The 13,078-nt window shown below is 37.1% G+C and carries 9 protein-coding genes; 7 read left to right on the plus strand and 2 right to left on the minus strand.

Annotated features, from left to right (window positions below):
• The 4 genes from ACY65O_RS17130 to ACY65O_RS17145 form a co-directional block, all read left to right on the plus strand.
• On the plus strand, positions 1-1,128 hold a 1,128-nt coding region (locus ACY65O_RS17130), incomplete at its 5' end, for a DEAD/DEAH box helicase (RefSeq protein ID WP_462222081.1).
• 317 nt (positions 1,129-1,445) lie between these two features.
• Positions 1,446-3,542, plus strand: coding sequence for an ATP-dependent DNA helicase RecG (recG, locus tag ACY65O_RS17135; protein ID WP_462222089.1), 2,097 nt, complete (start codon positions 1,446-1,448; stop codon positions 3,540-3,542).
• Between the two features lie 107 nt (positions 3,543-3,649).
• Positions 3,650-7,288, plus strand: a complete 3,639-nt coding sequence (locus tag ACY65O_RS17140) for a DUF7948 domain-containing protein (RefSeq protein ID WP_462222082.1) — start codon at positions 3,650-3,652, stop codon at positions 7,286-7,288.
• A 77-nt stretch (positions 7,289-7,365) separates the two neighbouring features.
• Positions 7,366-8,391 (plus strand): PorP/SprF family type IX secretion system membrane protein, encoded by a 1,026-nt coding sequence (locus ACY65O_RS17145; RefSeq protein ID WP_462222083.1) that lies wholly within the window; start codon positions 7,366-7,368, stop codon positions 8,389-8,391.
• 69 nt (positions 8,392-8,460) lie between these two features.
• Here ACY65O_RS17145 and ACY65O_RS17150 read toward each other — a convergent pair whose 3' ends face one another.
• Positions 8,461-9,156, minus strand: a complete 696-nt coding sequence (locus ACY65O_RS17150) for a hypothetical protein (RefSeq protein ID WP_462222084.1) — start codon at positions 9,154-9,156, stop codon at positions 8,461-8,463.
• A 269-nt stretch (positions 9,157-9,425) separates the two neighbouring features.
• On the opposite strand from ACY65O_RS17150, the gene ACY65O_RS17155 reads away from it, so the two are divergent.
• A complete protein-coding gene (locus tag ACY65O_RS17155) occupies positions 9,426-10,847 on the plus strand; it encodes an FAD-binding oxidoreductase (protein WP_462222085.1) in 1,422 nt (473 codons plus the stop codon).
• Between the two features lie 31 nt (positions 10,848-10,878).
• Positions 10,879-11,505 (plus strand): hypothetical protein, encoded by a 627-nt coding sequence (locus tag ACY65O_RS17160; RefSeq protein ID WP_462222086.1) that lies wholly within the window; start codon positions 10,879-10,881, stop codon positions 11,503-11,505.
• Here ACY65O_RS17160 and ACY65O_RS17165 read toward each other — a convergent pair.
• Entirely contained in the window at positions 11,502-12,038 is a 537-nt protein-coding gene (locus ACY65O_RS17165; RefSeq protein ID WP_462222087.1) for an LOG family protein, read from the minus strand. The two genes, ACY65O_RS17160 and ACY65O_RS17165, sit on opposite strands and share 4 nt — an antisense overlap.
• 91 nt (positions 12,039-12,129) lie before the next feature.
• On the opposite strand from ACY65O_RS17165, the gene ACY65O_RS17170 reads away from it, so the two are divergent.
• Positions 12,130-13,078: sodium:solute symporter family transporter (locus ACY65O_RS17170; protein ID WP_462222088.1), on the plus strand; the 949-nt coding region annotated here is incomplete at its 3' end.

Consider the following 13,078-nt stretch of genomic DNA (forward strand, 5'->3'; position numbering starts at 1 on the left):
GGCAAAGATATTATAGCATCGGCCCAAACCGGCACCGGCAAAACAGCCGCTTTTTTACTGCCGCTTATCAACAAAATTATCACCGATCCATTGGTTAATCATACCAACACCGCATTGGTTATTGTGCCCACACGTGAGCTGGCTATACAAATTGCACAACACATGGAGGGGCTTTCTTATTTTACTTCGGTTAGTTCCATTGCAGTATATGGCGGCGGCGATGGAAATGCATTTGTGCAGGAGAAAAAAGCATTGAGCCATGGCGCCGATGTAGTGGTTTGCACACCCGGCAAAATGATGGCGCATATAAAAATGGGCTATGTAAAATTAGACGGCTTAAAATATTTGGTACTGGATGAAGCCGACAGAATGCTGGACATGGGATTTTACGACGACATCATGTTCATCATTAATCACCTGCCTAAAAAAAGGCAGAACCTTCTATTTTCCGCCACCATGCCGCATAAAATAAGGGAGATGGCAAGAAAAATTTTACACCAGCCGGCAGAAATAAATATCTCACTAAGTAAACCCAACGAAAAAATTGTGCAGGAAGCTTTTGTGGTGTACGAAGAACAAAAAATTCCTTTAATAAAATATTTGCTGAAGAAGAAAGATTTTGCCATGGTATTAATTTTTTGCAGCAGCAAGCAAGCTGTAAAACAATTGACCCGTGATTTACAAAAAGCCGGCATTAAAGCAGATGAAATACACAGCGATTTGGAGCAGGATAAAAGGGAAGAAGTGCTGATGCATTTTAAAAGTCGCCGCCTGCCCATTTTAATTGCTACCGATATTTTAAGCCGTGGTATTGATATTGATAATATCGACCTGGTAATTAATTACGATGTGCCGCATGATGGCGAAGATTATGTACACCGTATTGGCCGTACTGCAAGGGCCGCTGCTGAAGGAACCGCTTATACTTTCATAAGCCCAAGGGAGCAACGCAAATTTGTAGCTATAGAAAAATTATTGGGTAAGTCTGTAACCAAAGCCATTGTGCCCGATGAATTTGGCGAAGCGCCAACTTACAACACTGCACCGCAAAGAACTGGCGGGGGCGGCAACAGAAATTTCAGCAAACCCAAACGTTTCAATAATAATTTTTCTGAAGGGAGAACATAAATAATGTTTTTTGTTCCAAACTTTGGTAATTCTATTAGTCATCATTGGCGTCGCACTCGTGTACATCATATCAATATTGAGCTTTAATCATGTTATACAATAAACTGTCGTCCTTACATCACATTTAAAATCTAAATTTTATTTTTCTACTAAAATTTCACACTTCAGAAGCTAATTTTTACGCCATCTTTTTGTTAGCAGGTTAATCTACCTGAAAATATTCCAAAATAATCTTCGCAAAGTTCTTCTTCGTTTCCCCCTTTAGGGGATAGGGGTTTATATTTGCATAAACATTCTCTATCACTTTCACCTCCGCCATATTAAATAATCCCATCGAATATATTCATGGCGTAAGCACTTTACGTGGCGATATGCTGCGTAAAGAATTAAAAATTTTTACTTTTAATGACCTGCTGAATTATTTTCCGCTGCGCCATGTAGATAAAACCAAAGTAGATATAATTGACGAACTTAATTATAACAATGAGTATGCACAGGTTGCCGGTAAAATAACCGACATGGAAATTATGGGGGAGAAAAGAGGCAGGCGTTTGGTAGCGCATTTGCAGGATGATGCAGGAGGAGAAATTGAATTAGTTTGGTTCCAGGGAATAAACTGGATACAAAAAGCATTGCAGGTGGGTCACCGCTATTTAGTTTTTGGCAAGCTGAGTTTTTTTATGAACAAACCTCAAATTGCCCATCCCGAAATAGAAACTTTTACCGAACAAAAAGCAACAGGTAAAAATTTTTTAGAACCCATTTATTCTTCAACAGAAAAATTAAAAGCAAGAGGTTTGAATGGAAGGGTGATGGGCAAATTTACTTATGCGCTGCTGCAATTAATTACCGAAAAAGATCTGCCAGAAAATTTACCAGAATCTATTATTATCAAATACAAATTCATTAGCCGCTTTGATGCTTATCGCCACATACATTTTCCGGCAACGGAAAAACACTTTCAACATGCCGTACGCCGCTTAAAGTTTGAAGAATTATTTTTTGCACAACTGCGTTTGGGTTTAATTAAAAGTGCACGGCATCGCTTCAGCAAAGGCTGGGTGTTTGATAAAGTGGGTGAGTTGTTCAATACATTTTATACAAAATATCTTCCCTTTGAATTAACCGGTGCACAAAAAAGAGTGTTGAAAGAGATTAGAAAAGATGCAGGCAGCGGTAAACAAATGAGCCGCCTCTTACAGGGGGATGTGGGCAGTGGCAAAACCATTGTTGCATTAATGATGATGCTGATTGCAGCCGACAATGGTTTTCAAAGTGTGCTGATGGCACCTACAGAAATTTTAGCCCAGCAGCATTATAACAGCATTACCGAATTATTAAAAGATATGCCGGTTTGTGTAAAAATGCTTTCCGGCTCATCTAAAACAAAACAGCGGAGAGAAGTGCTTAAACTTTGCGAAGATGGCTCATTGAATATTTTGATTGGTACGCATGCGGTAATTGAAGATAAAGTGATTTTCAAAAACCTGGGGTTTGCCATAATTGATGAACAGCACAAATTTGGTGTGGCGCAGCGGTCGCAGTTATGGAAAAAAAATACTATACCGCCGCATGTACTCGTTATGACAGCAACACCAATACCCCGTACACTGGCACTAACTGCTTACGGCGATTTGGATTACAGCGTAATGGATGAGCTGCCACCGGGAAGGCAACCTATCAACACCGTACACCGTTTTGAAAACAAACGTCCGCAGGTAATGGATTTTATTAAAGAAGAGATAGCCAACGGTCGGCAGGCTTTTGTCATCTATCCTTTAATAGAAGAAAGCAGTAAGATGGATTACGAAAACCTTATGAAGGGTTATGAAGAAGTAAAATCATTTTTTCCGGAACCCAAATACTGGATAAGTATGGTGCATGGAAAGATGGATGCGGTGCAAAAGGAAACCAACATGCAGCGTTTTGTAAATAAGGAAACGCAAATTATGGTAAGCACCACCGTTATAGAAGTAGGGGTGAATGTGCCTAATGCTACAGTAATGGTAATAGAAAGTGCAGAAAAATTTGGGTTATCGCAATTGCACCAGTTAAGAGGAAGGGTAGGAAGAGGGGCTGAAAAAAGTTTTTGCATATTATTAACTGGGTCAAAAATATCGAATGATGCCAGGGAACGTTTAAAGATAATGGTAGCCACCAACGACGGTTTTAAAATTGCAGAGAAAGATTTGGAGATTCGTGGCCCCGGCGATATTGAAGGCACACAGCAAAGCGGTCTTTTAAACTTTAAGCTGGCAAACATAGTCCATGATAAAGTTATACTGGAGGCTGCAAGAGAAGTGGCACAAAATATTTTAGAAAACGATCCGGATATGAATGTGGCAGAGAATTTGCCTGTTAAAACTTACCTTAATCAGCAAAAAGGCAAAACGGCGTGGAGTAAAATATCGTAACTCTTTTTATAAAATTTTATTGATTGAAAAACTGATGTTAAAGAGGATAAATCTGATTGCCGGTGTCATATAATTTCTGTACATTGTAAAAAATACAGTTGACTGTTTTGAATAAGATAACTAAGCTTTTTATAACAATTGTTTCAACATTTTTTGTTGTATTATCCGTTAATGCCCAAATGGAATTTATTGAGAACAAAGGGCAGTGGGATAATAAAGTAAATTTTCGTGGCGACTTTACAACAGGCTCCTTCTTTTTAGAAAACCGGGGCTTTACTGTAATGATGCATAAGCCTGAAGACTTACAAAAACTTTCTGAAATGATGCATGGGCATTCGCACAAAAGTGTTGGCGATAGTATTTCACCTGCAGCTTCATCTAAAACTAAAATACCATCACCAAAAGATCTGGAACCGGTAATTGTTCATTCGCATGCATACAAAGTAGATTTTTTGGGGAGTAGTAATAATGTACAGGCAGTACCGGATAAAGTTTTATCTACTTATAATAATTATTTTACCGGAAACGATCCTAACAAATGGGCATCTGATTGTAAGATATACGAAGCAGTAACCTACAAAAATATTTATCCCAATATAGATGTTCGTTATTATACCGAATCGGGTAATTTAAAGTACGATTTAATTGTACATCCCGGTGGCAACCCCAATGCTATTGCCATGCGTTACGAAGGGGGTGTTAAATTGGAGATCAAAAATAAAGAATTACTTATTGGCACATCTGTGGGCAGTATAAAAGAATTATATCCCTACAGCTACCAGCCTACAATGGGCAAAAGGCAAACGGTAGATTGTAAGTATGTGGTTACAGATAACGTGGTGCGTTTTAAAGTGCAAAATTATTCTTCTAAAGAAACATTAATAATAGATCCTTCCTTAATTTTTGCATCGTTTACCGGCAGTACTGCTGACAATTGGGGTTATACCGCAACAGCCGGCCCTGATGGCAGTTTTTTTGCAGGTGGTATTGTATTCGGTGCAGGTTACCCTGTATCACCGGGTGCATTTCAAACAGCTTTTGGTGGCGGTGTTGATGAAGATAATAACGGAGCCTTCGATATTGGTATTTTTAAATTTTCTGCCAATGGCAGTCAACGTTTATATGCTACTTATATTGGAGGTAGCCACAATGAGCAACCTCATAGTATGATTGCTGATGCACAGGGTAATTTAATAATTGCAGGCAGAACTAAATCCCCAAATTACCCCGTTACTGTTCCCTTAATTGGTAATGGCGGAGGTTGGGATATTATAGTTACCAAATTAAATGCCAGCGGTACCGCACTGTTGGGTTCAGTTAGGATAGGGGGCTCTGCAGACGATGGTGTTAATATAAGACCTAAATACAACGCACCATTTGGTACAGATGTTACCAGGAGAAATTATGGTGATGATGCAAGAAGTGAAGTCATTCTGGATGCAGCCGGTAATATTTGTCTGGCATCATGCAGCCAGTCCCTTAATTTCCCCCTTACCGCTCCATTTCAAAATAGTTTTGGTGGTGGCAGGCAGGATGGTGTAATGCTTAAATTCAATGCAAATCTTACTACAGTTTTATTCAGCAGTTATTTTGGCGGCAATGGCGATGATGCATGCTTTGTAATATCGCAAAACCCTTTAACAGGTAATTTATATGTTGCAGGCGGAACATCAAGTAATAATTTACCCGGCGATAAATCAGGTGTTATTACCAATACATATCAGGGTGGCGAAACTGATGGGTTTGTTACAGAAATAACTAATACCGGATCGGCAATTATTAAAACTACTTACCAGGGCACAGTGGGAAACGATTTAGTTTATGGCCTCAAATTCGACAGACTTGGTTTTCCTTATATTATGGGCACTACCACTGGCGCATGGACGGTTTTAAATGCAGGATACAGCAACACAGGCGGCAAGCAATTTATAAGTAAGCTGCAGCCCGATTTATCTGCCTATGTTTACTCCACAATATTTGGTACAAATTCGCAGGTGCCAAATTTATCCCCTATTGCATTTTTAGTAGATCGTTGCCAGAATGTTTATGTTTCTGGTTGGGGTGGTGGAATAAATGTTCAGCAAGGGTATCCTTCTGCAGGCACTAATGGGTTACCATTAAAAGATCAGTTACCCGGGTTACCTCCTCCAGATGGATCAGATTTTTATTTTTTCGTTCTGGAAAAAAATGCTGCCAGCCAGTTGTTTGGTTCTTTTTATGGGCAAAATGGTGGCTTTGGCGATCATGTTGATGGTGGCACCAGCCGCTTTGATGCTAATGGAATAATTTACCAGGCTATTTGCGCCAACTGCAGTGGCGGTGCAGTTTTTCCAACTACCGCTGGTGTATGGTCAATTAATAACCGTTCTTCCAGTTGCAATGAGGCTGCTGTAAAAATAGAAATGAATTTTGCTGGTGTTGGCGCAAGCGTAAAAGCAACTATTGATGGTGTTGTTGATACTATTGGCTGTGTACCTTTAACCATAAAGTTTACGGATACACTGGCAAAAGGTAAAATGTATATTTGGGATTATGGTGATATATCAAGCCCTAAAAAAGACACCACGTATGCCCCCAATAATTCTACTTCGCATACCTACAATAATGTAAGAAGCTACAGGTTAACATTAATTTCTATTGATTCTGCCACCTGCAATATTTCTGATACAGCTTACATTACAGTAAAAGTGGGCAACAATGAGGTTGTTCCCAATTTTTCTTTTATTAAATTAGACAGTTGTGCAAGCTTAAGATTTCGTTTCAATAATCTTACTACTGCACCATTACCTGTATATACCAATCAAACTTTTATTTGGGATTTTGGAGATGGCTCACCAAGAATAAGAAGCGGTTTTGTTTCGCAAATACATACTTTTCCGTCTACAGGTACTTATAAAGTAAGATTAATTGTTGATGATTCGGTTTTCTGTAATTCGCCTGATTCTGTTGAAAAGCAGGTAAGGATAAATCCAAATGTTAAAGCAATATTCAGTACCAGTACAAGAGGTTGTGTGCCTTATACACCGGTGTTTAAAAATAATTCTTTAGGTGGCACCGATTGGATCTGGGAGTTTGGAGATGGTACAACTTCAACTGATTTTGAACCCATACATGTTTATAATCTTGTTGGCTCTTACGACGTACGTTTAATAGCATTTGATTCTACCACCTGTAATAAAGTGGATACTTCTGCCTATTTTACTATTACTGTATATCCCATTCCTACTGCAAATTTTACCTGGAGCCCTAATCCTCCAATAGAAAATACTAAAACTATTTTTAACAATCTTTCTATTGGCGCTACAAGATATTTGTGGGATTTTGGTGATGGAGAAACTTCAACCGAAGTAAACCCCATTCATCAGTTTAACAGAACAGATACTTTTAATGTTATGCTGTTAGCTTTTAATGATGCTGATTGTGTAGATACATTTCAACAGCCCGTTCCCATAATAATAAGGCCACTGCTGGATGTGCCTAATGCATTTACTCCCGGAAGATTTTCGGGCAACAGTTACAACAACGGCATTGTAAAAGTAGTAGGTTTTGGTATAGGTAAAATGAGCTGGAAAATATATAACCGTTGGGGACAATTAGTATTTGCAAGCACGAGTATAACAAAAGGATGGGATGGAACATTTAAAGGTGCTTTACAACCGATGGATGTGTACACTTATACTTTAGATGTAGAATTTACCGATGGACAGAAGTTGAGAAAAACAGGAGATATAACTTTATTGAGATAAATGTTGAATGTTGAATGTTGAATGTTGAATGTTGAATGTTGAATAAAAATTAATTACTTGGTAAGATATAATAAAGAATGAAGGGCAAAAATAAAATATCATTATTTACTTTAACAGGGTTACTGTTTGCATTTACTATGCATGCACAGGATCTGCATTTTTCTCAATTCTTTAATTCACCATTAACTACCAATCCTGCAAACACAGGTTTTATACCTGATGCCGATTACAGAATAGGCGCTCACTACAGAAACCAGTGGAGTGCTGTAATGACGGTGCCTTACAAAACCACCAGTATTTTTGGCGATGCACAATTGTTCAGGGATAAATTAGAAACCGGCTGGCTGGGTATTGGCGGTGTTTTATTAAGCGATGTTGCCGGCAGCGGCAGTTTACGCAGTACAAAAATTTATGGTTCTGTTGCATATCATCAGCAATTAGGCAGCAGCAGTTTATTAAGTGCAGGTTTTAATGTTGGTTGGGCAAACAAACGTATTGATCAAAGTAAATTAACATTCCCAGATCAGTTTGATGGTAAATTTTTTGATGGTAAAACTTTTACAAATGCAACTTTACTAAACACCAGTGTAAGTTATATGGATGTGCAGGCAGGTATGAATTACGCCTATTTTCCGCAGGAAAATGTGTACATCAATGCCGGATATTCTATACATCATGTAAACAGGCCAAAGGAAACTTTTTTTGATGATCAAACAAATGCCGGAAGAATACCCATGCGGCATATTGGTTTTTTAAATGCCATTTTAAAAGTAAACGAAAGGGTTATTATTAATCCCAACGCCTATTTTACCACACAGGTAAAGGCAACTGAACTGGTATTTGGGTTAAACGGAAATTATAATCTTTCTGAGACAGGCGAAAAGCAATTGGTAGCAGGGTTGTATTACCGCCTTGGCGATGCTATTGCACCAATAGTAGGGTTTGAAACGAATAATGTAAAATTTACATTCAGTTACGATGCCACTTTATCTTCCTTAAATAAATTTAATAATTACCGTGGCGCAAGCGAATTTAGTATTGTAAAAAAAGGGTTTTATCCGCAGCGGCAAAACAGGCAGACCATGTGTCCAACTTTTTATTAATCATTTTTGTATAGCATAAAAAAACTGTCCCAAATATTTTCGGGACAGTTTTAGTTTTACATGGCTGTATTAAACGGAAACGGTCTTTTTTGTTTTCTTTAATTCCTCTTTGGTTCTTTCTAATTCCTCTTTTACTTTTTCCAGTTCTTTTCTAATCTCATCGGTATTAATATTTTTCAATTCTATTTTTAAATCTTTTAAAGATTCCTGTATCTCTTTGTTTATTTTATCCATGTCCACTTCCTTCAAAGTATTTTGTATTTCCTTATTTATTTGCTCAACGTTAACTTCTTTTAAAGAGTTATGTACATCTTCCATTATTTTTTTCATGTCCACTTCCTTCAAAGCATTTTGTACTTCTTTATTTATTTGCTCAGCGTTTACTTCTTTTAAAGATGCATTTACCTCTTCCATAATTTTTTTCATGTCTGCTTCTTTAAGGCTTTGCTGTACTTCGGCCATTATTTTTTGCATATCCACTTCTTTCAACGCATTGGTTACAGCCAAATTTATTTCGTTCATATCCAGCTGCTTCATTTGTTCCTTTAATTGCACCATAGCTTTTTCTATTTCCTTCATGGCTTTGTCAACTTCTGCCTGGTTAATTTTTTTTGGAGGCGGCGAATCAATAACAATGGGATTTACTGTAAAATCTTTTACCGGGCTAAAGGGCGTGTCTTGAAAAGACATGGTGATTACACCAATTACCAATGCAGCACTAATACCTGCAATGGCTTTTTTGTTTTTTAAAATAAATTGTTTCATGGCTTTACTTTATGTTGGTTAATGATTAAATACGAATAATTTCGTAACAAATATAGGCAGCAATTTTAATTTTTGCAATCAGTTAATAAAATTTAACATTTTAAAATACCCTTACTCAATAAATCTCATCAATCTTCGCCTGTATTTTATTGAACATTGAAAATTGAACGTTAAATATTTTATTAGTAACATTTACAAATGAGGATAAAGGCACAAACATGATTTTATCAACTCAGTATTTTATACGATTTTTACATAAATAATGTTACATGGTAAGCGAAGAAAAAAGAGCATCAACTGTTAATAAATATATTGATCAGTTTAAAAAAATTGCTGGAGATGCTTTTGTAATGGTGGATGAAGAAAGCTTAAACCATTATGCCCACGATGAAACGGAGAACCTTCATTTTTTACCTGATGTTGTTATAAAGCCACGAACGGCTGAAGAGATCAGTGCCATTATGCAAATATGTAATGCACAAAAAATTGCAGTCACTCCACGTGGTGCAGGAACAGGGTTAGCCGGTGGTGCATTACCGCATTTAGGTGGCGTTTTAATTTCTATGGAAAGATTAAATACGATTATAGAAATTGATGAACGAAATTTACAGGTAACAACAGAGCCAGGAGTAATTACAGAAGTATTACAAAACGCAGTGAAAGAAAAGGGATTGTTTTATCCACCCGACCCCAGCAGCCGTGGCAGTTGTTTTATTGGTGGCAATATTTCTGCCAACAGCGGCGGGCCTAAAGCAGTAAAATATGGAGTGGTAAAAGATTATGTGTTGAATTTACAGGTAGTACTACCAACGGGTGAAATTATTTGGACAGGTGCCAATGTATTAAAAAATTCTACAGGCTATAATCTTACCCAATTAATGGTAGGGAGTGAAGGCACATTAGGCATTGTAACAAAAATTGTTTTAAAATTATTGCCGCATCCAAAGTACGATTTGCTGATGCTGGTGCCCTTTAACAATTTAGAAAAAGCCGGTGAAGCAGTAAGTGCAATATTCAGGGAAGGCTTTACGCCAAGCGCTTTGGAATTAGTAGAGATTGATGCATTAAAGATTGTGAGTAAAATGATGGACAGTGTTGCAGTACCAGTTACTGATGATATGGCCGCACATTTAATTATTGAAGTGGACGGTAACCATATAGAAACACTGATGAGTGAAATGGAAGACATCGCTGCATTACTAACCCAATTTGACTGTGGCGAAATATTTTTTGCCGACGATGCACAACAAAAAGCAGAATTGTGGAAGTTGCGCCGCCGTGTAGCCGAAGCTGTAAAATTAGATGGTTACACCATTGAAGAAGATACTGTAGTGCCCAGAGCTTCGTTACCTGCATTAATACATGGCGTAAAAGAATTAGGAAAACAATATAATTTTAAAGCAGTGTGTTACGGCCATGCCGGCGATGGTAATTTGCACATCCGCATAAAAAAAGAAGGCAGTATTTACAGTTTAAATAATCCTGAAATAATTCCCGGCCTTAAAGCCATGTTTACCCTGGTAAAATCTTTAGGCGGCACCATTAGCGGCGAGCATGGTATTGGATTAATTCAAAAAGAATACATGGATATTGTTTTTGATAAGGCCAACCTTTCTTTAATGAAAGGTATCAAAAAAGTATTTGATCCCAACAATATTTTAAACAGCGGAAAAATTTTCGACATGGTCTGACTTCCTCGTCTGAAAATGTAAAACAAAAAAAATGAAAAAAATAATTGTAACAGGTTTAACTTTTATATTAATGTTAAACGTATTTGCCCAGTACGAAAAAGATAAAGATGAAACAAAAGAAAAAGGTTTTAAAAAGGAAAATCTTTTTACGGGTGGAAGTGTAACAGCATCTTTTTACAGCGGTGGTACTGTATTGGGTGTAAGTCCTTCATTTGGATACAGTATTAATAAAATTGTTGACGCAGGCATGACTATAAATTTTACTTATACCGGCGAGAGGGCTTATAGTGGCGATAAATACCGCCAGTATGTATATGGCCCCGGTGTTTTTGTAAGAATTTTTCCAATCAATATGATTTTTGTTCAGGCTACATTTGAGCATAATTTTATTTCGCAAACTTTAAAACCTGCTTATGGCGGCGCCGACCAAAAATTTAAAGCAGATGCGAATAGTTTTTTAGTTGGCGGAGGTTATGCCAGTGGCAGGGAAGGAGTGGGTACTACATTTTTTTACTTATCTGTTTTAGTTGATCTAATAAAAGATCCCAATTCTCCTTATGTAGAACTTTTGCAGAATGGTTCTTACCGGTCGGTTCCCATTATAAGAGCAGGTTTACAAATTCCTTTATTTCAGGGCAATAGCCGCAGGCGTAACTAAAGAAATTTTTCTATTTCATCAGGATAAGAAAGTACGGTTACTCTTTCTTCAATTTTGTCGTACAAAAAATTTTCCTGCTGCATTGTTTTTGCATGTGCTAAAAGATGATCGTAAAATCCTGCGGTGTTTAAAATATAAATTTCTTTATTGTGAATACTTAATTGGTTCCAGGTAAGCATTTCAAACAATTCATCCAATGTGCCAAAACCACCGGGTAAAATTATTGCAGCATCACATTTTTCGTACAGCATTTTTTTTCTTACATGCATATCTTCCACAATAATTAATTCAGTAATTCCATGGTGGCTGTGCTCCCTGTCGGTTAATAATTGCGGAATAATACCGGTAACTTTTCCACCTTTTTCTAAAACTGCATTGGCAATAGCGCCCATTATACCTTTATTGCCGCCGCCATAAATTAACGGTATATTTTTTTTTGCTAAAAGGTATCCTAATTGTTTTGCATGATCTTCGTATAAGGTATTGTTACCACTTTTGCTGCCACAAAAAACTGCTAATGATGTAATTGCCATAAATTAATTAACTTGGTTTCTAATTATCCTGCAAGCTAATTATTCGTTGCCGGATTATTCATTTTTCATTATCAATTATTCATTAATAATTATGTCGCCATTAATTTTATTTTCTTTTGTAATAGGGTATTTTGTACTGTTACTCGCTGTTGCTTATTTTACATCGAGGGGCAGCAACAACGAATCTTTTTTTATTGGTAACCGCAACAGCAACTGGATGCTGGTGGCATTTGGAATGATTGGTACCAGCCTTAGCGGCGTTACGTTTGTGAGTGTGCCGGGTGGCGTGGGCACAGGCAATTTTTTTTATTATCAAATAGTATTGGGATATTTAATTGGCTATATGGTAATTGCATTTGTGCTTATCCCATTGTATTATAAAATGAACCTCACTTCCATTTATACTTATCTGGAAAAACGTTTTGGAATAAATGCACACAAAGCAGGCGCTTTCTTTTTTATCCTCAGCCGTGTGGTGGGTGCTACTGCCCGTTTATATTTAGTGATAAGTATTTTGCAACTTTTTATTTTTGATAAATTACATATACCTTTTGTAGTAACTGCATTAGTTATTTTACTGCTGATTTTATTGTACACTTTTGAAGGCGGCGTAAAAACAATTATTTATACAGATACTTTACAAACTACCGGTATGCTGCTGGGTTTGGTGGTGTGTATTTTTGTTATTATAAAAGCCATGGGTATGGATTTTGGGAGTACCTTATCATTAATGAATGAAAAAGGTTACACTAAAGTATTTAACATGGATGTAAAAGCCGGCTCTTACTTTTTAAAACATATTATTGGCGGCATGTTTATTGCCATTGCCATGACGGGGCTTGACCAGGAGATGATGCAAAAAAATATCAGTGTAAAAAATATAAAAGATTCGCAGAAAAATATTATGACGTTTACTGCGGTGCTGATGATAGTAAACTTTTTATTTTTATTTTTAGGCGGTATCCTTTATTTATATGCAAGTACAAATAATATTACTGTAGCGCCGGATGATTTGTTTCCCACCATTGCATTGAGCGATG

The sequence above is a fragment of the Ferruginibacter sp. genome, from assembly GCF_031430955.1.
Taxonomy (GTDB): Bacteria; Bacteroidota; Bacteroidia; order Chitinophagales; family Chitinophagaceae; genus Ferruginibacter.